The sequence below is a fragment of the Nocardia sp. NPDC059229 genome (assembly GCF_042754165.1).
Lineage (GTDB): Bacteria > Actinomycetota > Actinomycetes > Mycobacteriales > Mycobacteriaceae > Nocardia.
The window spans coordinates 267,798-290,398 of record NZ_JBHZAK010000012.1 but is presented as its reverse complement, the minus strand read 5'-3'; the positions used below and the strand labels follow the sequence as shown (position 1 = coordinate 290,398).

At 68.7% G+C, this 22,601-nt stretch carries 25 protein-coding genes; 13 read left to right on the top strand and 12 right to left on the bottom strand.

Going from position 1 to position 22,601, the window contains the following annotated elements:
• Positions 1–144 precede the first annotated feature (144 nt).
• From ACFXHE_RS26960 to ACFXHE_RS26950, 3 genes are all read right to left on the bottom strand, one after another.
• Positions 145–714: a peptide deformylase gene (locus ACFXHE_RS26960; RefSeq protein ID WP_364612851.1), complete on the bottom strand. Its 570-nt coding sequence runs from the start codon at positions 712–714 to the stop codon at positions 145–147.
• A gap of 68 nt (positions 715–782) precedes the next feature.
• A complete protein-coding gene (locus tag ACFXHE_RS26955; protein ID WP_379387240.1) occupies positions 783–2,525 on the bottom strand; it encodes a pyruvate dehydrogenase in 1,743 nt (580 codons plus the stop codon).
• A 116-nt stretch (positions 2,526–2,641) separates the two neighbouring features.
• Positions 2,642–3,961: a cryptochrome/photolyase family protein gene (locus ACFXHE_RS26950; RefSeq protein WP_379387239.1), complete on the bottom strand. Its 1,320-nt coding sequence runs from the start codon at positions 3,959–3,961 to the stop codon at positions 2,642–2,644.
• 271 nt (positions 3,962–4,232) lie between these two features.
• Between ACFXHE_RS26950 and ACFXHE_RS26945 the strand changes: the two genes are divergently transcribed.
• Complete coding sequence (locus ACFXHE_RS26945; RefSeq protein WP_379387238.1) at positions 4,233–4,541, top strand: hypothetical protein; 309 nt, start codon at positions 4,233–4,235, stop codon at positions 4,539–4,541.
• Here the strand turns inward: ACFXHE_RS26945 and ACFXHE_RS26940 are convergent.
• The 6 genes from ACFXHE_RS26940 to ACFXHE_RS26915 form a co-directional block, all read right to left on the bottom strand.
• A complete protein-coding gene (locus ACFXHE_RS26940; RefSeq protein WP_379387237.1) occupies positions 4,531–5,550 on the bottom strand; it encodes a zinc-binding dehydrogenase in 1,020 nt (339 codons plus the stop codon). The genes ACFXHE_RS26945 and ACFXHE_RS26940 overlap by 11 nt on opposite strands.
• 40 nt (positions 5,551–5,590) lie before the next feature.
• A complete protein-coding gene (locus ACFXHE_RS26935) occupies positions 5,591–6,184 on the bottom strand; it encodes a TetR/AcrR family transcriptional regulator (RefSeq protein WP_379387236.1) in 594 nt (197 codons plus the stop codon).
• 59 nt (positions 6,185–6,243) lie between these two features.
• Positions 6,244–6,639, bottom strand: coding sequence for a DUF302 domain-containing protein (locus ACFXHE_RS26930; protein WP_379387235.1), 396 nt, complete (start codon positions 6,637–6,639; stop codon positions 6,244–6,246).
• Positions 6,639–6,875 (bottom strand): DUF2892 domain-containing protein, encoded by a 237-nt coding sequence (locus ACFXHE_RS26925; RefSeq protein WP_379387234.1) that lies wholly within the window; start codon positions 6,873–6,875, stop codon positions 6,639–6,641. The genes ACFXHE_RS26930 and ACFXHE_RS26925 overlap by 1 nt, the downstream gene beginning before the upstream one ends.
• 61 nt (positions 6,876–6,936) lie before the next feature.
• Positions 6,937–7,206, bottom strand: coding sequence for a metal-sensitive transcriptional regulator (locus tag ACFXHE_RS26920; RefSeq protein WP_357003377.1), 270 nt, complete (start codon positions 7,204–7,206; stop codon positions 6,937–6,939).
• A gap of 96 nt (positions 7,207–7,302) precedes the next feature.
• Positions 7,303–9,456 (bottom strand): MMPL family transporter, encoded by a 2,154-nt coding sequence (locus ACFXHE_RS26915; RefSeq protein WP_379387233.1) that lies wholly within the window; start codon positions 9,454–9,456, stop codon positions 7,303–7,305.
• Positions 9,457–9,620: 164 nt separating this feature from the next.
• Between ACFXHE_RS26915 and mptB the strand changes: the two genes are divergently transcribed.
• From mptB to ACFXHE_RS26885, 6 genes are all read left to right on the top strand, one after another.
• Positions 9,621–11,303, top strand: coding sequence for a polyprenol phosphomannose-dependent alpha 1,6 mannosyltransferase MptB (mptB, locus tag ACFXHE_RS26910; protein ID WP_379387232.1), 1,683 nt, complete (start codon positions 9,621–9,623; stop codon positions 11,301–11,303).
• Positions 11,300–12,232 carry an ABC transporter ATP-binding protein gene (locus ACFXHE_RS26905; protein ID WP_379387231.1) on the top strand — a complete coding sequence of 311 codons (933 nt, stop codon included), beginning with the start codon at positions 11,300–11,302 and terminating at the stop codon, positions 12,230–12,232. Before mptB ends, ACFXHE_RS26905 begins: the two co-directional genes overlap by 4 nt.
• Positions 12,229–13,011 (top strand): ABC transporter permease, encoded by a 783-nt coding sequence (locus ACFXHE_RS26900; RefSeq protein ID WP_379387230.1) that lies wholly within the window; start codon positions 12,229–12,231, stop codon positions 13,009–13,011. Before ACFXHE_RS26905 ends, ACFXHE_RS26900 begins: the two co-directional genes overlap by 4 nt.
• 110 nt (positions 13,012–13,121) lie before the next feature.
• Positions 13,122–14,099, top strand: coding sequence for a heme A synthase (locus ACFXHE_RS26895; RefSeq protein WP_379387229.1), 978 nt, complete (start codon positions 13,122–13,124; stop codon positions 14,097–14,099).
• A 52-nt stretch (positions 14,100–14,151) separates the two neighbouring features.
• A complete protein-coding gene (locus ACFXHE_RS26890) occupies positions 14,152–14,802 on the top strand; it encodes a class I SAM-dependent methyltransferase (RefSeq protein ID WP_379387228.1) in 651 nt (216 codons plus the stop codon).
• A 209-nt stretch (positions 14,803–15,011) separates the two neighbouring features.
• The gene (locus ACFXHE_RS26885) at positions 15,012–16,163 is read left to right on the top strand and encodes a serine hydrolase domain-containing protein (protein ID WP_379387227.1); all 1,152 of its coding nucleotides are present in this window, start codon (positions 15,012–15,014) and stop codon (positions 16,161–16,163) included.
• A 117-nt stretch (positions 16,164–16,280) separates the two neighbouring features.
• On the opposite strand, the gene ACFXHE_RS26880 is transcribed toward ACFXHE_RS26885, so the two are convergent.
• Positions 16,281–16,829 (bottom strand): TetR/AcrR family transcriptional regulator, encoded by a 549-nt coding sequence (locus ACFXHE_RS26880; protein ID WP_379387226.1) that lies wholly within the window; start codon positions 16,827–16,829, stop codon positions 16,281–16,283.
• A gap of 174 nt (positions 16,830–17,003) precedes the next feature.
• Between ACFXHE_RS26880 and ACFXHE_RS26875 the strand changes: the two genes are divergently transcribed.
• From ACFXHE_RS26875 to ACFXHE_RS26865, 3 genes are all read left to right on the top strand, one after another.
• Complete coding sequence (locus ACFXHE_RS26875) at positions 17,004–17,819, top strand: alpha/beta fold hydrolase (RefSeq protein ID WP_379387225.1); 816 nt, start codon at positions 17,004–17,006, stop codon at positions 17,817–17,819.
• A gap of 253 nt (positions 17,820–18,072) precedes the next feature.
• Positions 18,073–18,279, top strand: coding sequence for a hypothetical protein (locus tag ACFXHE_RS26870; RefSeq protein WP_379387224.1), 207 nt, complete (start codon positions 18,073–18,075; stop codon positions 18,277–18,279).
• Between the two features lie 51 nt (positions 18,280–18,330).
• Positions 18,331–19,296 carry a DUF1152 domain-containing protein gene (locus ACFXHE_RS26865; protein ID WP_379387223.1) on the top strand — a complete coding sequence of 322 codons (966 nt, stop codon included), beginning with the start codon at positions 18,331–18,333 and terminating at the stop codon, positions 19,294–19,296.
• Between the two features lie 16 nt (positions 19,297–19,312).
• On the opposite strand, the gene ACFXHE_RS26860 is transcribed toward ACFXHE_RS26865, so the two are convergent.
• A complete protein-coding gene (locus ACFXHE_RS26860; protein ID WP_379387222.1) occupies positions 19,313–19,687 on the bottom strand; it encodes a hypothetical protein in 375 nt (124 codons plus the stop codon).
• A gap of 119 nt (positions 19,688–19,806) precedes the next feature.
• On the opposite strand from ACFXHE_RS26860, the gene ACFXHE_RS26855 reads away from it, so the two are divergent.
• From ACFXHE_RS26855 to ACFXHE_RS26845, 3 genes are all read left to right on the top strand, one after another.
• Positions 19,807–19,965 (top strand): hypothetical protein, encoded by a 159-nt coding sequence (locus ACFXHE_RS26855; protein WP_379387221.1) that lies wholly within the window; start codon positions 19,807–19,809, stop codon positions 19,963–19,965.
• Complete coding sequence (locus ACFXHE_RS26850) at positions 19,952–21,253, top strand: hypothetical protein (protein WP_379387220.1); 1,302 nt, start codon at positions 19,952–19,954, stop codon at positions 21,251–21,253. The genes ACFXHE_RS26855 and ACFXHE_RS26850 overlap by 14 nt, the downstream gene beginning before the upstream one ends.
• A gap of 82 nt (positions 21,254–21,335) precedes the next feature.
• Positions 21,336–21,722, top strand: coding sequence for a hypothetical protein (locus ACFXHE_RS26845; RefSeq protein WP_379387219.1), 387 nt, complete (start codon positions 21,336–21,338; stop codon positions 21,720–21,722).
• Positions 21,723–21,728: 6 nt separating this feature from the next.
• Here the strand turns inward: ACFXHE_RS26845 and ACFXHE_RS26840 are convergent, their stop codons facing one another.
• Positions 21,729–22,601 (bottom strand): class I SAM-dependent methyltransferase, encoded by an 873-nt coding sequence (locus tag ACFXHE_RS26840; RefSeq protein WP_379387218.1) that lies wholly within the window; start codon positions 22,599–22,601, stop codon positions 21,729–21,731.

Here is a 22,601-nt window from a genome sequence, read left to right as displayed (position 1 = left end):
TTGTTTTTTTTTTTTGTTTTGTACAAAAACCACCCACCTGCTAACGGCCCTAAACCCCCCCCCGCAAAAAAAAATTAAAAAACCTTGGTTGTGGGGGGGCCCCCGGGGGGGGGCCCCACCCCATCACTCACTTCGAGACACAACCTAGTCGTGGAACGGGTCGGCGTCCTGGCCGGGCAGCCAGGAGCGGCCCGCTTCGGTCCAGCCATTGGCCTTGATCATCTTCTTGGCGGCGCGCTGATTGCGGCCGATGAGGCGGTCCAGGTACAGGTGGCCGAGCAGGTGGTCGGTCTCGTGCTGCAGGCAGCGGGCCAGGTAGCCGGTGCCGGAGACTATGACCGGCTGGTTGTGGATGTCGACGCCCGAAACTTCGGCCCAGTCGGCGCGCCCGGTCGGGAACCACTCGCCGGGCACCGAGAGGCAGCCCTCGGCGTCGTCGTCGGGGTGGGGCATGGTCTCCGGGATCTCGGAGGTCTCGATGCTCGGATTGATGACGTACCCGCGCCGGCGGCCGTCGGCGGTCATCAGGTCGTACACGAAAACCGCACGGGGATCGCCGATCTGATTGGCCGCCAGGCCCGCGCCCCGGGCCGCGGTGTTCGTCTCGAACAGGTCCTCGACGAAAGCGGCCAGCTCCGCGTCGAATTCGGTGACGGGCACGGCCGGGGTGGACAGTCTGGGGTCACCGGCGATGAGGATCGGTCGAACAGCCATGCCCCTATTTCTTCCAGAAGCAGGCCGACCGGTTTCCGCCGGGGTCCAGCAGCGGAATTCGCGACCCGCTACGGGCGCGGAATATTGCGCAGGTTGCTGCGGGCCATGTCGAGCATGCGGCCGACGCCGCCGGCCAGCACGATCTTGCCCGCGGCCAAGGCGAAACCCTTGACCTGCGCGGCGTCGATCCGGGGCGGCAGGGACAGGGCATTGGGGTCGGTGACCACGTCCACCAGCATCGGCCCGGGCTCGGCGAACGCCTTGGCCAGCACGGCCCGCGCCTCGGCCGGGTCGGTCACCCGCAGCGACGGAATGCCCACGGCTGCCGCGATATCGGCGTAGTTCACCGGCTCCTGGTCGGTGCCGAAGTCGGGCATGCCGTCGACCATCATCTCCAGCTTCACCATGCCGAGCGTGGAATTGTTGAACACCACGATCTTCACCGGCAGCCGGTGCCGCCAGACGGTGAGCAGCTCGCCCATGAGCATGGCCAGACCGCCGTCTCCCGACAGCGAGATCACCTGCCGGCCCGGGTAGGCCGTCTGGGCGCCGATGGCGTGCGGGACGGCGTTGGCCATGGTGCCGTGCCGCCACGAGCCGACGATGCGACGGCGGCCGTTCGGGGTGATGTACCGCGCCGCCCAGACATTGCACATGCCGGTGTCGACGGTGAAAACCGCGTCGTCGTCGGCGATTTCGTCGATGAGCGAGGCGACGTACTCGGGGTGGATGGGCGTGTGGTGGTCGATATCGCGGGTGTAGGCGTCCACCACGTTCTCCAGCGCGGAGGTGTGCCGGCGGAGCATGTCGTCGAGGAAGGCGCGGCTCGGATTCTGGTGCAGCAGCGGCAGGACGGCGTCGATGGTGGCGGCCACATCGCCATTGACGGCGATATCGACCGCGGCGCGGCGCCCGATGCGGGACGGGTCGCGGTCGATCTGGGCGATCCTGCCGTTCTGCGGCAGGAAGGTGTCGTAGGGGAAGTCGGTGCCGAGCAACAGCAGCAGATCGGCTTCGTGGGTGGCCTCATAGGCGGCGCCGTAGCCGAGCAGGCCGCTCATGCCGACGTCGTACGGGTTGTCGAACTGGATCCACTCCTTGCCGCCGAGCGCGTGGCCGATCGGGGCGTGCAGTCGCTCGGCCAGGCTCATGACCCGGGCGTGTGCGCCGCGCACACCCGCGCCCGCGAACAGGGCCACCGTGTCGGCGTCATTGAGGGCCTCCGCGAGGCGGTCCACCTGGGCGGCGGGCGGGACCACGGTCGGCGCTTCGGCCACCAGATCCGACTGCCAGCCGCGGTTCTCGGCCTCCGCGCTGAGCACGTCACCGGGGACCACCAGCACCGAGACGCCGTGCCGGCCGAGTGCGGTCTGCATGGCGATGTAGGCGAGCCGCGGCATCTGCTCGGGGGTGCCGACCATCTCACAGAAGTGGCTGCACTCCACGAAGAGTCGCTCGGGGTGGGTTTCCTGGAAGAAGCCGGTGCCGATCTCACGGCTGGGAATGTGCGAGGCAATAGCCAGCACCGAGGCGCCATTGCGATGTGCGTCGTAGAGCCCCTGGATCAGGTGGGTGTTGCCGGGTCCGCAACTGGCCGCGCAGACCGCCAGCCGACCGGTCAGCACCGATTCCGCGCCGGCCGCGAAGGCGGCGCTCTCCTCGTTGTGGCAATGCACCCAGTCGATGCCCTCGATCCGGCGCACCGCGTCCACGAAGGGGTTCAAACTATCCCCCACCAGTCCGTACACCCGTTGGACCCCGGCGGCGACGAGGGCGTCGACCAACTGGCCGACGACCGAATTCCGACCCATGATCGCTCCGTTCGCAGTGTCGAGACCGAGCATGACCGGAGGCCACCGACGCACTCTACCGAAATCGGACAGTCAAGGTTGCCGTATCGTTGCCACGCCGCGAATCGGGCCGGCGGTCACATGCCGTTGAACTCCACCAGCGGAGCCGGGTAGCCGGGCACGGGAGGTGTTGCACGCCAAGGCTTGTGGATGCGCGCACCGGGCAGATGCGCGAGTTCGGGGAGCCAGCGACGGACGTACTCACCGTCGGGATCGAACCGCTCGGCCTGGCGGATGGGGTTGAGAACCCGGTTCGGGCGGGTGTCGGTGCCCGTGCCCGCGGCCCACTGCCAGTTCATCTGATTGTTGGCGATATCGCCGTCGACCAGCCAGGTCAGGAAGTGCGCCGCGCCGAGGCGCCAGTCGACGCCCAGCGACTTGGTGAGGAAGCTCGCGACCAGTAGCCGGGCGCGACCGGGCATCCAGCCCTCGGCCAGCAGCTGCCGCATGGCCGCGTCGATGACCGGGTAGCCGGTGCGTCCGTCCCGCCAGGCCGCGAAGGCGTGCGGGTCGTCGCGCGGGGCGGTGGGGCGCGGGCGGAAGTCGGTGTGGGCGAGGTCCGGCCGGGCCGCGAGGATCTGGTGGTGGAAATCGCGCCAGGCCAGCTGACGGGCGAAGGCCTCGCCGCCGGGGGTGGCGAGATCGGTGCGGCGGACCACCTCGACCGGGGAGAGGCAGCCGAAATGGAGGTAGGGCGAGAGGCCGGAGGTGGCGCCGGCCAGGATGTCGCTGTCGGTGTGGTAATGGTCCACTGGCCCGGAGAGCCAGTCGCGCAACAGTTTCCGGCCGGTGCGCTCGCCACCCACGGACAGGTGCGGGGAGGTCGGCTCGGCGCACAGATCCGCATAGGTGGGCACCGGCTCGCCGCCGATGTCCGGACCCGCGAGTCGTCGCGGCCGCGGGGCCTGCGGCCTCAGCGGCGTGTCGAGCCAGCGACGGAAATACGGTGTGAAGACCGCGAAATGGTCGCGGCCGGTGGCCGGACGCAGCTCCGACGGGTCGACCACGGTCACCGACGCGGGATGGACCACCAGCCGGCACCCCGACTCGCCCGCACGAACGCGCAACTCCCGCTCACGGTTTCGGCTGTACCGGCTGACATCAGCGGCCACCTGCACACTCGTCGCGCCGGTTTCGGCGATCACCCGGGCCACCTCGTCGGCGACCGGGCCCCGGCGGATCACCAATGGTGTGCCGAGCCCGCGCAATTCGGCGTCGAGGTCCGCGAGCGCCGCCGTCAGGAAGCGGAGCCGGTTGGGCGCGACCGGGTTTCGCTCGATGATCCCGGGGTCCAGCACGAACAGCGGCACCACCGCCCCGCCCGCGGCGGCCGCCGCCAGCACCGGATTGTCGTGCACCCGCAGGTCACGGGTGAACAGGGCGATCGCCACCTGCATCGAGCACTCGCTTTCGGATCGATCGGGTCGAACGGGAACGCGGTGTTCTACGGGAGATTCCGCCGGAAACCTATCAGCTGGTCCCGGACTTTCCGCCCGGGTGGACGCGTCACCCACGACACGACCGTGAGCACGCGGCCCGGCTGCTGGCCAGCCGCGCCCGGCACCGGGTGATCGACGGCTCCGACGAGCTCCGGCCGGACGCGCTGCGGGAACGCCGTGTCGTGCGGGCGTTCCTGGCAGCGGTCCGAGCCGGAGATATATCGCCGCGGTGCTGGCGGTCCTGGCCGCCGACGTGACGGTGTCCGCGGACCGGACCGCCGCACCGGGGCCGGTGCCGGTCACAGCACGGGGCGCGCCGATCGTGGCGCGGCTGGCGGCCGGGTTCGCGGCGCGCGCCGACTTCTCGGCAATGGTCCTGGTCGACGGGCGGCCGGGAGCACTGGTCGCCGCCCGCGACGAGCCACCGGCGTTCATGGCGTTCACCGTCGACGGCGAGCGCATCGTCCGGATCGACGTGCTCGCCGACCCGGAAACGCTGGCGCGACTACCACTCTCGGTATCCGGCTTCAGCGCGTAGCGACCAGTTTGACCGGCGCCTCGAGCAGCGCGTCGATCGAATCCTCCCAGGCCACGGTGCGGGTGGTCACCACACTCGGATCGAAACGCCCGGCCGCCACCAGATCCAGAATGTGCGGGATCGATGGGCGGGCGTGCGCCCGGCCGGTGTGGAAAGTGCAGCAGCGCGAATACATTTCGAGCATGGGCAGGGCGACATCCTGGGTCTGGACGCTGACGCTGGTGCAGAAACCATCATTGGCCGTGGCACGGATGGCGGCCACCAGGGCTTTGGAGCCGCCCGCGGCTTCGACGGTGACCGGGAACCGGCCGACCCGGTCGGTCGGCCTGCCCTCGACGGGCTCCGCGCCGAGTTCGGCTGCGATGGCGAGCCTTTCGGGGTCGGTGTCGAGGTAGACGGCCCGGGCGGAGCCGAGCGCCACCGCGAGACCGGCCGCATACAGGCCGATGGACGGTGCGGCCGGACCGCTCAGGACCAGGACTTCGGCGCCGGGGCGGGCGGCGAGGTGCGGGGCGACCGATCGGTAGGCGTCGGCGATATTGTCGCTGGCACTGGCGACCGCCGCCGGATCCACTCCGGCGGGCAGCGGGACCAGCATGGCGTCGGCGTGCGGGACGGCGACCAGGTCCGACCACAGCCCGCCCCAGCTCAGCCCACCCATCGGGCCGAGGCCGTAGCTGGACATGAATGGGTGGGCGGTGCAGTTGCCGGTATGGCCGCGGCGGCAGGAATCGCAGGCGCCACAGGAGATCTGGAACGGGACCACCACCTTGTCGCCAGGGCGGACGGTGGTGACGTCGTCGCCGACGGCCACCACCTCCGCCACCCCCTCGTGGCCGAAGGGGTAGGGGCCCGCCAGCGGGAACCGGCCCTGCAGGATCGCGGGGTCGATATCGCAGGTGGCCACGGCGATGGGGCGGACCAGGGCCTGATCAGGGGCATCGAGGGTGGGTTCGGCGGCGTCTTCCCAGCGCAGTGCGTGCGGGCCGTCGAGCACGAGTCGCTTCATGGATCGATCGTCGCTAGAACGTTCTTTCCAGTCAACCCCCCTAGGATGAACTCGCCTCGGCAGCAGCGACTTCCGCGAGACTCAGCCGGATCAACCGGGCCATGGCCACCGAAACCGTGTGCAGCGGCTCATCGGTGCGGCGCACCCGGGCCAGGACGGTCGCGCCCTCGTAGGCCGCGACCACCGTGGTGGCCAGATCACGCGCCTCCCCCGGCGCCAGGCCCAGCTCGGTGAGCAGTTCGGCGAAACCGTGTGTCATCGCCTCGAAGGCCGACACGCACGCGGTGCGCACGGAGTCGACATCACTGCCGCCGTCCAGGGCGGGGGTCCCGACCGGGCAGCCCGCGGCCCAGTCGGTCTCGGCCAGTTTGGTGGCCATGAAGTCGAACAGCGTTGCCGCGGTACCGAACACATCGCCCGGGGCCTGCCGGATCATGCGCCCCACCAGCACGCCCGTGCCGGTGATGGCCGAGACGGCGATCTCCTCCTTGCCGCCCGGGAAGTGGTGGTAGATCGACCCATACGGCAGCCCCGCCGCCTCGCTCAACTTCTTCAGCCCGAATCCGTGATAGCCGTGCCGGGCGAGCAGCCCGGCCGCAGCCACCTCGATTCGCCGTTTCGAATCGGACACCATTCATCCAGAGTATGAGCGGGGTCCGACAGGGGCAGCGCGAATCGCGTTCGGGCAGTGGATCAACCGAGCGCCGCGATGGCCGCGCTCAGCATCTCCGTGGCGCAGTCGGCGACCTCTTGCAGCGCCGGATCGCCCGCGACCTGCACCATCACCTCCGGATTCATGGCCTCCACGATCATAGTGCCGGCGTCCGAACGATCCGCGCGCACAACCACATTGCACGGCAGCAGCAGGCCGATCTGACGGTCCACACCGAGGGCGGTGTGCGCCAGCGACGGATTACACGCGCCCAGGATGAGGTAGTCCTCCATGTCCGCGTCCAGCTTCTGCTTCATGGTCGCGGTCACGTCGATCTCAGTGAGCACGCCGAAGCCCTGCTCGGACAGGGCCTTCCGGGTACGTTGCACCGCATCGGCGAAATCGGTGCGCAGGGTGGCCGAGAGGGCGAGGGTCATCACGAATTCCTTTCCGTTGCGGGGCTGCCGGTTCGGGGCACGCCCAGGCGTTGCAGGAGCAAGGTCATCGGACACCAGCCGACGACCCCGAAGAGCACCAGGTTGGCCGCCACCAAGGCGGTCAGCAGCAGCCACCAGGGCGAGAACGCGAGCACCAGCGCGAGGCTGAGCAGCACCACGGTGCCGGCCAGGCCCGGCACGATGCGGTCGATGGACCAGTGGTGGATCGCGGTCATCTTGACTTCCTTTCGCTCCCGGCGCTGGGCGATCGCTCGGCAGGGATCGCCCGGAAGAGCTTCAGGCCAGCGCCAGGAAGAGTTTCTCCAGTTCCTCGACTGTCATCGGCTCGGAGTTCTCGGCCTGCTCCCCGGTCAGGCAGTCCCGCAGACCGGTGGCGACGATCTTGAATCCGGCGCGGTCGAGAGCGCGAGAGACCGCGGCGAGCTGGGTGACCACGTCCTTGCAGTCGCGGCCCTGCTCGATCATGGAGATGACGCCCGCAAGCTGTCCGTGCGCGCGGCGCAGCCGGTTGAGGACCAGTGCGATGCTGTCTTCGTCGCCGATCATTGGGGGTTTCCTTCCCTGAGTCCGATGACTTCAGTATACCCCTAGGGGTATGGGAGGGTCATGAGAGAGGGCTCACCCTTCCCACGACCCCACCAGTCAGTGCGCGAAGCTGATGTCCGGCAGCACCTTGCGCAGCCAGCGCGGCGACCACCAGGCGGCGTGCCCGGTCAGGCGCAGCAGCACCGGCAGCAGGATCAGGCGGATCAGCACGGCGTCCAGCAGGACGGCGACACCGAGAATGATGCCCATCTCCTTCGGCGGCAGCGGATCGGCCAGGGCGAAGGTGAAGAACACCGCCACCATGACCGCCGCCGCGGCCGCGATCACCCGGCCCGAGTGGGCGATGCCGTCGATGTGGGCCACCTCCGGATCACCCGAGCGCTCGTAGTGCTCCTTCGCCGTGGCCAGCAGGAAGACCGTGTAGTCCATGGCGATGGCGAAGATCATGGCGAAGAAGAACACCGGACCCCAGCCGTCCAGGAAGCCCTGCGGCGTGAAACCGAGCAGGCCCGCGCCGTGGCCGTCCTGGAAGACCAGCTTCGCCACACCGAACGCCGCCGCGGTCGACAGCAGGCTGACACCCGCTCCGAGCAGGGCGATCAGCGGGGCGCGCAGGGCGACCAGCAGGAGCAGGAAGCCCAGCACCAGGATGATGCCGACCACCAGGGGCAGGTAGTCGTTCAGGGCCTGCTGGAGGTCCAGGTTCTCGGCGACCGCGCCGCCGACCAGCGCGCCCGCGGGGAGCGCGGCGCGCAGCGAATGGACGATATCGCCCATGGCCGGATCCGACGGGTCGACCGTCGGGGTCGCCTGGAGCATGACCAGGCCACTGTCGTCGGCGGCGGGCTGCGGCGGGGTGACCATCGCAATCCGATTGTCCGAGGCCGCGATTCGCTGGACGTCCGCGCCGTCGGAGGCGGGGGCCACGATTTGCAGCATGCCGGGCGCACCCGGGCCGAATTCGCGCTGGACCAGCTCGTAGCCCTGACGCACGGACGCGTCCGCGGGCACCACCTGGATGGACGGCATGGCCACCTTCAGGCTCGTCACCGGAATCGCGAGCGCGATCAGCACCAGCAGGGAGCCGATGGCGAACGGCCACGGGTGGCGGTGCAGCAGTTGTCCCCACTTCGCGAAGACCGGCGAACGATGCTGCTGCCGGGCCACGTACGGCAGCGAGCCCGCGTTCACGCGCGCGCCCAGCGCGCCGAGCACGGCGGGCAGCAGGGTCAGCGTCGCCAGCAGCACGAACGAGACCGCGAACATGATGCCGACCGCCATGGTCCGCACCGCGGGCGCGGGCACCACGAGCACGGCCGACAGGCTCACCAGCACGGTCAGGCCCGAGAGCAGCACCGCCTTGCCGGCGGTCGCCATGGTGACGGCGACGGCGGTGCGCGGTGGCGTGTCACCGCGAACAGCGTCGCGGAAGCGGGAGACCAGGAACAGCGCGTAGTCGATACCCAGCGCCAGCGCGAACATCATGGCGAAGTTCATGGCCCACACCGAGATCGGCGTGACATGGTTCAGCAACACCAGACCGCCCGCCGAGGCGATGAGGCCGGTGAGCGTCAGCAGCAGCGGCAGTCCGGCCGCCACCAGCGAGCCGAAGGCCAGCACCATGATCGCCAATGTGACCGGCCACGAGAACATCTCGGCCTTCATCATGGCCTCGTGATTGGCCTTGTTGAAGTCGCTCCACAGCGCCGAGGCACCGGTCGGATAGATCTCGAAGCCGTCGGATGAGAGGGCCTGCAGTTTCGGGCCGACGTCGGTGACCGCGGCAACCATCTCGTCGGTGTTCGCGTTCGCGCCGGCCAGCAGGATGCCGGTGTGGCCGTCGCGGCTGACCGACTGGCCCGGCACGGGTGCGACGATCGCGCCGAATCGGCTGTCGGCCTGCAGGATTCCGGTGAGATCCCCCACCAGGCGTTGCGCCTGCGGACTGTCCATGGTCGCGGTGTCCGAATGGATCACCACCTGCACCGCCGCGGCCGAGTTGCCGCCGAAGTGCTCTTGCGCGAGTTCGCGGACACGCACGGACTCTGATCCATTGGCCTGCCAGCCCGCCCCCGCGAGCGAGTCGAACACCGTGGGCGCGGCCGCGCCGAGGGCGACGGACAGGATCAACCAGAAGCCGAACACCCAGCGGGCGTGATCGGCCATGCGGGCCCCGAGGCGGCCCAGCAGACCGCCGGGGGCGGTCGTGATCGGAGAAGCGTCGGCGACGCCGACTGTGGTACTTCGCATCTGACTTCCTTCCATACCCCCTGGGGTATGTCACGACTATACCCCCAGGGGTATCAAAGGCAAGTGTGGGTGCCGATCGGCAACTCGCGAGCACACCGGGCGAACCCGCGCTACGGCCATGCGATCGGCGTCCGACCCGCGGCTCCGGACTAGGCTTCGCAGCTGTGGCGGTAGTGGAAGGCGCGCGGCGCAGAGTCATCGATATCGGACGCCGGGCCCTGGGCCTGGACGTTCCCGCCGCCGATCACACCGTCGCCGTCCTGCACGGAGTCGACGCCGACCGGCCCGGCCTGGACCGGCGCGAAACCCTGCAATTGATGCGGATCCGGCTGCTCGGCGCGACCGGGGCCGTGATCATGGCGGTGTCCGCGCTGGGTGTCGGAGCCCAACCGGTGCACCAGAATCCGATCTCCGGCATGCGGGTGCTCGGGTTCTTCGCACGGGCCGGCACCTCGACGCTGGCCATGTGCATGATCGGCACCATCCTGGTGATCATGGCGTGGCTGCTGCTGGGCCGCTTCGCCGTCGGCGGGTGGGGCGGGGATCCACGCCACCGGCTCAGCCGCTCGCAGATGGATCGGACGCTGCTGCTGTGGATCATTCCGCTCAGCGTCGCGCCGCCCATGTTCAGCAACGACGTCTATTCGTACCTGGCACAGAGCGAAATCGCGGCCCGGGGCATGGACCCTTATTCGGTCGGCCCGGTGGCCGGGCTCGGGCTCAACAATGTGCTCACCAACAATGTCCCCACCATCTGGCGGGACACCTCCGCGCCCTACGGGCCGCTGTTCCTGTGGATGGGACGCGGCATCGCGCAGATCACCGGCGACAACATCCTTCTCGGGGTGTGGCTGCATCGGTTGCTGGCCTTGGCGGGCGTGGCATTGATGGTATGGGCGCTGCCGCGGCTGTCGCGACGCTGCGGAATCGCGGGGGTGAGCGCGCTGTGGCTGGGCGCGGCCAACCCGCTGGTGCTGTTCCACCTGGTGGGCGGGGTGCACAATGACGCGCTCATGCTCGGGCTGATGCTGGCGGGAATGGAATTCTGCCTGCGCGCCATCGACGATTGCCCGCAGTTCAATCAAAGGGCTTGGGCGCTGCTGGTTTTCGGTGCCGTGCTGATCACGCTGTCCTCGTCGGTGAAGATCATCTCCCTGGTGAGCCTCGGATTCGTGGGCATGGCGCTGGCGCGGCGGTGGGGAGGCGGGCTCAAACCGGTACTCGTCGCCGGCGGTGTACTCGGTGTCATCGCCGTCGTCACGACACTGTCGGTGAGCTATGCCAGCGGACTCGGATTCGGCTGGGTCAATACGGTCGGCACCGCCACCTCCGTGCGCAGTTACCTGTCGCTGCCGACCGCCGTCGGGATCATCACCGGATTCGGCGGCGTGCTGCTCGGGCTCGGCGACCACACCACCGCCCTGCTCGACATCACCCGGCCCATCGCGGAGCTCGTGGCGGCCTTCGTGACCATCCGCATGCTCATCGCCGTCTGGACCGGGCGCTTGAATGCCATCGGCGCGCTGGGGGTTTCGCTCGGCGCGATCGTGCTGCTGTTCCCAGTGGTGCAACCCTGGTACCTGCTGTGGGCGATCGTGCCCCTCGCCGCGTGGGCCAACCGGCCCGCGTTCCGGGTGCCGGCGGTGGTGCTGTCGGTCGTGGTGTCGGTGATGGTCATGCCGCGCGGCGCGGACTTCTATGTCTTCCAGATCGTCGAATCCGCCATCGCCACCGTGATCGTGGGCCTGTCGCTGATCTTCCTCACCCGAAATGTGCTGCCGTGGCGCAATCAGCCGGGGGTGTCGGCTCGGTCACAGCAGCCCACGCCTTACGGTGTCTCATCGTGACCGCAGCTTCCGGACCGGCCGTACGCGTCGACGGCGTCGTGAAACGCTACGGCGAGACCACCGCGGTCGACGGCATCAGCTTCGATATCGAACGCGCACAGGTGCTGGCCCTGCTCGGACCCAATGGCGCCGGCAAGACCACCACCACCGAGATGTGCGAAGGCTTCGTGACTCCCGACGCCGGGACCGTGCGGGTGCTGGGCCTGGACCCGATCGCCGACTCCGATCAGCTCCGACCGCGCATCGGCGTGATGCTGCAGGGCGGTGGCGCGTATCCGGGGTCCAAGGCCGGGGAGATGCTCGACCTCGTCGCCTCCTATTCGGCGAATCCGCTGGACCCGACCTGGCTGCTGGACACGCTCGGACTGAAAGACGCTCGGCGGACGCCGTATCGGCGGCTCTCGGGCGGGCAGCAGCAGCGGCTCGCGCTGGCATGCGCGCTGGTCGGGCGGCCGGAGATCGTGTTCCTCGACGAGCCGACGGCCGGATTGGACGCACAGGCACGGCATCTGGTGTGGGAACTCATCGACGCGCTGCGCCGCGACGGGGTCAGCGTACTGCTGACGACGCACATGATGGACGAGGCCGAGCAGCTGGCCGATCAGCTGGTGATCATCGACCACGGGCAGGTCGTCGCGCAGGGCACGCCCGCCGAGGTCACCTCGCACGGGGCCGAAGGGCGGCTGGCGTTCACCGCACCACCCAAACTCGACCTGTCGCTACTGGAAGCCGCACTGCCGGAAGGGTTCACCCCGCGCGAGACCGCGCCGGGGTCGTACCTGCTGCAGGGCGACATCACCCCGCAGGTGCTGGCGACCATGACCGCGTGGTGCGCGCGAATCGACGTGCTGCCCACCGACATTCGCATCGACCAGCGCCGGCTGGAAGACGTGTTCCTCGAACTGACCGGGCGGGAGCTCCGCGGATGACCGAGACCGTGAACCGATTCGCGGCGGGCACCTTCTCCCCCGCGCCGCAGCCGACCACACGCGCCAAGATGCTGGCGGCGCAGACGCGCATGGAGCTGATCCTGTTGCTGCGCAACGGGGAACAGCTGCTGCTGACCATGTTCATTCCGATCACGCTGCTGATCGGGCTGACCCTGCTACCGATGAGCGGGCTCGGCGAGCACCGGGTCGACCGGGTGGTGCCCGCGGTGATGATGGTGGCGATCATGTCGACCGCGTTCACCGGGCAGGCCATCGCCGTCGGCTTCGATCGGCGGTACGGGGCATTGAAGCGGCTCGGGGCGACGCCGCTGCCGCGGTGGGGCATCGTCGCGGGCAAGTGCTCGGCGGTGCTGATCGTGGTGGTGCTGCAGTCGATCCTGCTGGGGGCCATCGGGTTCGCGCTCGGCTGGCGGCCGTCGCTGACCGGGCTGCTGCTCGGCGCGGTGGTGATCGCGCTCGGGACCGCGACCTTCGCGGCACTGGGGCTGCTGCTGGGCGGGACGCTCAAGGCCGAGGTGGTGCTGGCGCTCGCCAACATTCTGTGGTTCGTCATGCTCGGGACCGCGAGCCTGGTGTTCATGTCCGACGACCTGCCGCACGCGGTGAGCCTGATCGCGCGGATCATTCCGTCCGGGGCGCTGTCGGAGTGCCTGGAGCAGGCGATGCGCACCAGCATCGACTGGTACGGGCTCGCGGTGCTGGCCGGCTGGGGCGGGCTCGCGGGGTGGCTGGCCACCCGGTTCTTCAAGTTCGATTGAGGCCGTCCGGGCGGCGGTCACCTCGAAAGTTCGCGCCCGCCCGGGTGTTTAACGACACGTTGTAGTAGGGCCGGTGACGGGGCGAAATGCGGCCCCGCTACCATCGGTGCGTGCTGTCTCGCGCCTTCCAGCGACTTGCCGACCTGTTCCCGATGCCTTCCCTGCGGGTGCAGCGACTGCTCGCCTTCCTGGTCATCCTGTCCCAGGCCGGAATCTCGGTGACCGGCGCGGTCGTCCGCGTCACCGCCTCGGGCCTGGGCTGCCCCACCTGGCCGCAGTGCTTCCCCGGCAGCTTCGTGCCGACCGCGGTGGCCGAGGTGCCGGTGCTGCACCAGGTGGTCGAATTCAGCAACCGCATGCTCACTTTCGTGGTGTCGCTGGCCGCGGCGGCCATCGTGCTCGCGGTCACCCGGGCGCGGCGGCGGCGCGAAGTCCAGGTGTACGCCTGGCTGATGCCCGGCGGCACCGTACTACAGGCCGTGATCGGCGGTATCACCGTGCGCACCGGGCTGCTGTGGTGGACGGTCGCGGTGCACCTGCTGGCATCCATGCTGATGGTGTGGCTGGCGACGCTGCTGTGGGCCAAGGTCGGGGAACCCGACGACGGCATCGACACGGTTCAGGTTCCCAAGCCGCTGCGGCTGCTGACCGCCCTGTCCGGTCTGGCCCTCACCGGAACGCTGATCGCGGGCACCCTGGTCACCGGCGCGGGTCCGCACGCGGGTGACAAGAGCGTCGAGAAGCCGGTCGAACGCCTGCAGGTCGAGATCGTCACCCTGGTCCACCTGCACGCCGAACTCCTGGTCGCCTACCTGGCCCTGCTCGTCGGCCTCGCCTGCGGTCTGGCCGCGGTCGGCATGAACAAGACCATCCGCAACCGCCTCATCCTGGTGATCGCCCTGGTCTGCTCCCAGGCCCTGGTCGGCATCGTCCAGTACTTCACCCACGTGCCCGCCGCCCTGGTCGCCGTCCACGTCGGCGGGGCCGCCGCCTGCACCGCCGCCACCGCCGCCCTCTGGGCCGCCATGCGCACCCGCGAACCCCTCCCCACCTCGGCCCCGGCGCCCGTGGACAAGGCCGCCGCCTGAATCGGCCGGCGGCTCCGCACCGCCGTCGACCGCACCCGGCAGGATGTCCTGTGTGCCCGAGCTACTCGACGACGCCCACCTGGAACAGACTGCGGTAGTGGCGAACTCCACCATGAACCGCGACCGCCGACTGCCCGCCTACCGTCGCGAACTCGGCTTCGACCCCGTTGCCTGGCTGGCGGCCCGTCCGGCACCCCAGCGCTGGCTGGATGTCGGATGCGGCAGCGCCCACGCCCTGTTCGAGGCGGACGAAACGCTGTCCGGTCACGCCCGGATCATCGGGCTCGACCTGGTGGGCTATTTTTGTGGGCCGCCGCGAGCGGGCATCGACCTCGTCACCGGTTCGGTATTGGCCTGGCATCCCGACGAACCCGTGGATCTGATCACCAGCGTCCACGCCCTGCACTACGTGGGCGACAAACTCACTGCTCTCACCCGCATGTCCTCCTGGCTCACCCCCGACGGCCTGTTCGCCGCGAACTTCGACGCCACCTCGATCCGTGACACCGGCGGCGCTCCACTCGGTAGACGTGTGACAACCGCCTTGCGTCACAACGGATTCACCTACACGGCGCGAAGTCACCGCCTCACCCGCAGCGGCCGAGCCCTCCCCCGGTGGGAATTCACCTACGCCGGCGCCGATGCCCACGCCGGCCCGAACTACACCGGCCAAGACGCCGTCGCCTCTCATTATCGGCTCTGACGGTGATCTCGCTCCCGCAGGACGGGACAGCGGGTTTTCCCTGACCAGCGCTACGCCTCAGGAATGAGCTCGGGTGAGCGCTGCGGGTGATGCCCGGATCGCGGCTCGGAGCTACCATCCGGTTATTGACCTCCGCGAGTTGCGGAGCCGGCTGCGCAGCAGCGCATTCCGGCCGAGCGCTCGCGGCCACTACGCCAGAAGGGGAGCATATGAGGCTCGTTCGCCGGATCGCCGCTGCGGTCGCGGTCGCCGGAGTGGTCTGCGCAGTGGGGGCCTGCGGTAATGATGCGGCGCGACCGCCGGGAGGGCCGTTGTCGGCCGATGCGCGTGCGGAGGTCGGGCGCGCCCTGGACGCTGCCGTGGCGGCGGGAGTTCCCGGGGTGCAGGTGGTCGTGACCGAGCACGACCGGGAGTGGGGTGCGACCTCGGGTGTCGGTGACGTCGCTACCGGCGCGGCCTTTCCGCAGGGCGCGCATGTGCGAGTCGGCAGCAATACCAAGCCGTTCGTCGCGACCGTCATGATGCAGCTCGTCGCGGAGGGTGCGGTGGATGTGGGCGCGCCTGTCGAGCGTTACCTGCCCGGCGTCGTTCAGGGTGCGGGCATCGATGGCAACCGGATCACGGTCCGGAATCTCATGCAGCACACCAGCGGTCTGCCCGAGTATCTGGAACTACCCGAGCTGCAAGGTGATTCGCCCGATCTGCTGACGATGCACTTCGACACGGCGGACCTGGTCCGTCGCGCCATGACCCTGCCCGCGCACTTCGAGCCGGGCGCGAAAGCCGAATACAGCAATACCAATTACCTCATCGTCGGCATGATCGTGGAACGCGTGACCGGGCACCCGGTGGGCGAGGAAGTCACGCACCGCGTCATCGACCGGCTGGGGCTGCGCGACACCTACTACCCGGCCGCCGGCGACACCGACCTCCGCAGTCCCCATCCGCAGGGCTACGAGGCGGTCGACGGGAAGCCGACCGATGTCACCCGTTTCGATCCGTCGTGGGCGGGAAGTGCCGGCGCGCTGATCTCCACCGGCTCCGATGCGAATCGGTTCTTCAGTGCGCTCCTCACCGGGAACCTGCTGCCCCCGGCCCAGGTGGCCGCCATGCGGACCGATCCGAAACCGCTGACCAACCGCCCGGGTTACTCGTACGGCCTCGGATTGACCACCGCCACCGCACCGTGTGGCATCCAGGTGTGGGGGCACGGCGGTTCCATCCCTGGCTTCCGAACCTTCAACGCCGTCACCCCGGACGGCCGCGCGGTCACCCTCATCGCCAATCTCCGGCCCTCGGATCCCACCGTCACCGCTGCCCTCCAGAAGGCGTTCGACACCGCGCTCTGCGCAGCCGACTGAGCCCCGGGCCGATCGGCCGCGCGCCGCACAGCGTCAGACCTGCACCCAGGATTGCAGGGAATTTTCTAGCGCGGGGCGGACTACCGTGGCGAGGGCGAGACCGGGGCCGGGCCGGTCTCAGGCGGGGAGGAACTGCCATAGGGCGTTTCGCACCGAACCCTGCTCATGACCGGCCTGCAATTCCAGCAGGGCGGCTTCGGCGACCAAGCCGACCCACAACCGGGCGCCTGCCTCCGGGTCCGGCCAGCCCAGGACCTTGAAATCGGGTTCGATCAGCGCGGCGTTGTGGGTGTTGCGAGCCGTCACCTCGTCCACGATCAGAGGTTCGGCCCGGGCTTCGAGGAGCAGGGCCTTGACGCCGCGGTCGCGCAGACAGGCGTCGAGGTAGGCGGTGGATCCGGCCAGGAGACGGTCCCGGCCCGGGGCGAGGCCGGAGGTGGCGGAGTCGATCACGGCCTGCAGGCGCTCGTGGAATTCGCGATGCAGGGCCAGCAGGTAGTTGGCGCGGGTGCCGAAATGATGGAAGAACGTGCCTTTCGAGACGCCGAGCTCGGCCACCAGGACGTTCACGCTGACACCGCCGAGTCCCAGCCGCTCGGCCAGCAGCAGGCCGCTGCCGACGAGCGCGGCGCGAGTGCGCGCGGCGGAATCCTCCCGCAGATTCATCAGATTCAACCCTCACCGGGGGCGGCTCCGGCTCGCCCTGTGTTGCGCGACAGGCGATTCGGCGTCCCCCTTGCGTGTGTTTCGGACCGATTGTATGGTCACATCATACTTGACCGACCGACTGGTCAGTGAACGACCGGTCGGTCACCACAATCGAATGAAGGGTTGTTGCGTATGCACATCATGCGCACGTCGGCCGGACGACTGGCCTACGAAGACATCGGCACCGGGCCCACCGTGGTCCTGCTGCACGCCACCCTGCACGACCACCACGACTTCGATCCGATCCTCCCGGCATTGGCCGCGGAGCATCGGGTGATCGCCATCGATTGGCCGGGACACGGCGCGTCCGAACCGAATTCGACCATCGCCGCCGCCGGGATCGCCGACACGCTCGCCGAGGTGGTCACAACACTGGAGCTGGATCCGGCGGTGTTCATCGGCAGTTCGGTTGGCGGATTCGCGGCCGCTCGCCTGGCGTTGGAGCAGCCGGCGCGCGTCGCCGGGCTCGTCCTCGTCAACACCGGCGGCTTCGTCCGGCAGACGCCGCTGACCCGGGCCTACTGCAACCTCTACGGCTCCGCTCTGGTGGCCCGCCGCTGGCTCCCGCACAGCATCCGCAACTACATGAAACCCGCGACCCCGCACGACGAGGCCGTCGTAGAGCGCGCGATCCGCATGGCGGGCACCGAGATCGGCCGCGCCACCTACTCCGCCCTGTGGCACAGCTTCAACGATCCCCGCTACGACCTCACCGGCCGCGCAACCGAAATCGCGGCACCGACCCTGATCGTGTGGGGCCGCCGCGACCCGGTCCTCCCGCTCCGCTACGGCAGGAAGGTTCACGCCCTGATCCCCGGCTCCGAGCTCCAGGTCCTCCCCGCCGGCCACCTGCCCTTCTCCTCCGCCCCCGATCAGTTCCTGGACGTCGTCCGCCCATTCATCGAATCCGCATACGCGACACCGGGAGCCAGCCCGTCACCGAGATGAAGTGCGGCACCCATCAAGTTCAGGGAGCTCTCAGCGCGGAATTTTGTCCAGGTAGCCGCAATGAGAACTCCCTCGAGCCTGCTGGGGTCTGCTGGTGCGGCATCGATGATCCGATTGGTGGATTCGGTCGGCAGGGAGAGTTCGCCGCGAGCAGCGTGAATGCAGCGCTCGAGGGCTTCGCGGGCCAGAACTCCGGCCGTCGTCCAGTCGGACACCGTGAAACGCCAGCGCCATGAGCCATGAGCCATGAGCCATGAGCCATGACAGCCTGCGCCTGTTCGCCGAACTCGACCGCCACCTCCAGGCCACCATGGTCTGGCGCCGCGAAACCCTCGACGCCGTCATCGGCTCCTCCGCATTCCTCTCCGAATGCGGCGTCGGGGCCTCGGAGGCGAGCTCGGAGAGCTCATGGGTGAGCAGCGGAGTCGCACAGTCGAATTCGGGAATGGCAGTCGGCTGACCCAGCCGCGAGATCGGGCACGGACGGCGGAAGTGCTGAATACTTCGACGGATGGGTGCGCTCTCGCTGTTCAACACACCGGCACTGCATCGACTGCGGGATTGCGAGCGGGTCCTGGTCGCTGGAGCTGGGGGCGGGTTCGACGTGCTCAGTGGCCTACCGGTGGCGTTCGCGCTGCAGGAGCAGGGCAAGTCGGTAGTGCTGGCGAATCTCACGTTCACACCGGTCACGCGGACCACGGCCCGGCAGGTCGCGCCCGGGCTGTTCGAAATCGATGCGGAGACCGAGGGCGCGGACGCGTACTTTCCGGAGAAGCACCTCGCGGTGTGGTTGCGCAACCACGGCTTTCCGGATCGGGTGTTCCTGATTCGCAAAGGTGGGCCCGCCGATGTCCGGGCGGCCTACGCATGGTTGGCTCGCGAACTCCGGCTGGACGGGGTGGTGTTGGTCGATGGGGGTACGGATCTCCTGATGACCGGTGATGAAGCCGGATTGGGTACACCGGTCGAGGATGTGACCAGCCTGTTGGCAGCGCAGGCGCTCGGCCTGCCCGTCAAGCTGGCCGTCTGTGTCGGGTTCGGCGTCGATGCCCACCATGGCGTCTGCCACGCGCATTTCCTGGAAAACGTTGCCGCACTTGCTGGACTCGGCGCATATCACGGCGTCTTCGCTCTCACACCAGGCATCGCGGCCGTCGATGCCTGGCTGGCGGCCGTCGACTGGGTTCAGCAGCACACCCCGGGTAAGGAGAGCATCGTCTGCGCGTCGATCACCGACGCCGCCCGCGGCGAATTCGGTGATCACCACTCCCTGGCCCACACCCGCGCCAAGGGTGCCGAACTCTTCGTCAATCCCCTCATGTCGATGGTCTGGGGATTCGACCTGGACACCGTCGCCGAGCGGGTGCTCTACCGCGACGACATCGCCCACGCCACAACACCATTCGAAGTTGCCGCAGCAATCGAAGCATTCCGCGACCGCACACCCTTGCGGCCTCGCCGAACAATCCCCGTCTGACGATCGACATCCCGGTTCACCAGACAGCCGATCGGTCTATGACGGTCAGGCTATCGCCTCGTAGAGCCAATGGCGGGCGCTCGAATCGAGACGTGTGCCCACGATGGCCGACACTCGAGCGAGATCGTGCGATGCGATTCGAGTTGCCGAGGACGAAGAACTCCTTCTCCTGCGGGAAGTCGTCGGTCCACGGGAGGTCGTCGAGGTCGAATCCGCCGAAGCCGTGGGCGTACCGTTCGGCGTCACAGAAGCGCAGGATCAGGTTCTGCTGCCACGGTGTGCGGGCCGGCGCGGAGCCGGCCAGCGCCAGCACATCGCAGAACACATCGGTGCCGCCATTGGTCATGTAGACATCCGCGCCCGAGGCCCGCGCGCTGAAGGTGTTGCCCACGGTCCAGACCCTAACGCGTGGTGGAATATCGCTGGGCCACACCGTGGCACGGATGATCTGATGTCAGGATGGCTGGTTCGCGAATCACGGTATGCACTCCCCCGTGCGATGCCTCCGACGTGGAAGCGGCCCTCGCGGACGCGCTGGCGCCATTCGAACTCGGGTTCACGCCGGGCAAGGCTGATATCGCCGAGGGCTGTGACCTCAGTGCCGACTATCTGGCGGCACCGCCGGCTGACACGCTGCCGCTGAACCTGCCCTGCCATGCAGAACAGTGACGGTGTGCCGATCGTGGAAGCGGATTGGGCGGAACCTGATTCGCTGCTGGGGATGATCCAGCGTGGGCGGGGTGCAGCGTATGCGGCGGCGCTGGGTCAGCGAGAGTTGGCTGCGGAGTACGTGATCGGCTGCATCGTGGATGATCCGCGGTGGGACCATCAGGTCGAGCAGCGAGGGTGGCTCTACGCGACGCTGGTCGCCGAATTGGGGATGGATCTGCGACTTTTGCGTGCCGCGTACGCGCGGCCGGTCGATGCGAGCGGCGATTCGGATGCATGGCTCGCGGTCCGGGTGTTCGAGCTGCTCGCGCGCCGCGGGGTGCTGGGCACCGTGGCCGAGTTGCGGCGCTATCTGCGGACAGGTCGCGACTTCGATTTGGCATTCGGCACCCTCGTGCCGTTCTTCGAGCATCCGGAGGCCGAGGGGCTGCTCGAGGAGGCGCTCGGGGCGGCCGATGACGAGCAGCTTCGCCGGGCGATCGAGTGGGGTCAGGATTCCTCCGCAGGACCCTGGCCGGTGTGGCGGCGCGCCAGCGCACGGATCGACAGGGTGATTTCCGATGTGGAGCGGAAGCGGGCACGCCCGCCGACGGGGCCGTCCGGGCCGGCGACGCGAGATGCTGCCGAGCGCGAAAGGATCCTTCGGGTTGCCGCGGAATCCGGTCTTGTTCAAGAGATTTCACCGGCCGGGATCACGGATGAGCACTGGGAAGGGGTGCTCTGGGACGTTGCACCCGCGGTGGTCGCGGAGGGGGCTGCCACGCCGGCTGTGCGGGTCGCGGTGCGTCGGCAGTTGGGGCGGCTGCGGTCACCTCGGGCGTTGGTGTGGGCGCGGGCGCACGCAGACCTGGACAGCTCGATCGGTGGCGCAGCGCTGTCACTGCTCACAGATATCGGCGAAAAATCAGATGCGCCAAGGTTGTTCGACTATCTGGAGGCCGCCCATGGCGGCGGCAACGATTACATCTATGACCAGTGCAGTCTGGTCGATGTTCTGGCCCGGCTCGACTATGTGCCCGCTGTCCCTGTCGTCGAGGCAATCTTCGACTCCACTGTCTATTCCTATCTCAGGATCCGGTGTGCCGAGGCGCTGAGCCGCCTCTCGGCCGAATTCCCGCGTGGCCGGGCCGTCGAATGTCTCACGGATTGTGAAGAACGGACTCGCGAAATCGCGATTGGGCACGTGGATATCTCGGTGCGCGCGGTGCGGGAACGGCTGGGCCTGATCGCTGCCGATCCGATGGAGGCGGACGACAACCGCCGGGTCGCGGCGACAAGGATTTCATAAGAGACCCGCTGGGTGCGGTGGATAACTTCGTCTCATCCAATCAGCCATTCGGGCGGTGGAATTCAGACGGAGGTCAGGCATCATGTGGAACGTTCCCAACGGCGGGCGTGGTCTGGTGGCGAAGGCAGCGGCACCGGTGGCCGCTGCCGCGGTCGGGGTGGCGGCCATCGTGCTGGCCGCGGCACCGGCCCAGGCTCAGGCCAATTATCCGAATTCGTGCATCGTGGTGCAGAACCACGCCGGCCGCACCACCACGGTGACCATGAACTACCCCGCGGGCTACAACGGGTCCTGGACGATCTACCCGGACGACCTGAGCCTGCTGCTGTACAACGGTGAGCCGGCGCAGTCGCCGACGGGTGATTTCAACATTCAGAAGGACTCGGACCTGCAGGCGGTGTGGAACTACGACCCCAACCGCGACACCAACCGCGGCTGCAACGGCTCCTGGGTCGTCACGCTGAACTGACCAGGGTCAGCGCCGATCGGCGATGACAAGGTGACCGCCGGCGCGGACCGAAGTGCGTTTGCCCTCGATTCCCGCCTCGACCGCGACCGATTGCAGGTCGCGGTCGGCGGTGACGGAGAAGCCGCGCTCGGCGAGCACTGCGGCCATCGCCTCGGGGGTCCAGCTCGAACGCTGCGGTTCACCGGCCATGGGATTGGTGCGGCCGGAGACGGACAGCAACAGCTCCATGGCCTTGCGGCCGTAGTGGTGCGCCCGATTGGGGGTCGGGTAGGTGATGATCAGGCGGCTGCCGGGGGCACTGCGCTTCGCCACCTCGGTGACGGTCTCGGCGACCTCGGCGGGCGTCAGGTAGGGGACGACGCCCTCCCAGATCCAGGTGGTGGGCCCGGTCTCGTCGTGGCCGGCCGTGGTGAGGGCGGCCCCGAGGGAGTCCCTACCGAAATCGACCGGGACGAAATGGACGTCTGCCAGGGCTTCCCGCTCCCCCAGCCGTTCCCGCTTCTCGGTCTGGGACGCCGGATGATCCACCTCGAACACGGCGACTCCCGCCAGTTCGGGCATGCGCCAGGCGCGCGCGTCCAGCCCCGCGCCCAGAATCACCAGCTGCGGATGCGCACTCTCCCGCACCGCCTCGTCGATGGCGACCGTGCGGGCCGCCAGCACTTCCGAAGTGGCGGAGAGCAATTCGTACTCCATCCGCGCGCCGAACCCCTTCGGCACCACGCCCGCGCGCACGAGATCGACCAGTTCGTGTTCGCCGTCGACCAATAGTTCGACCGCGACCGGGTCGGAGAACCGCCCGACGCCCATTCGCCCGTCCGCCACGGCGCGGCCCTGGCAGACCAGGACCGCTGTCCGGCTCGCTGCACGCTCGGTCAC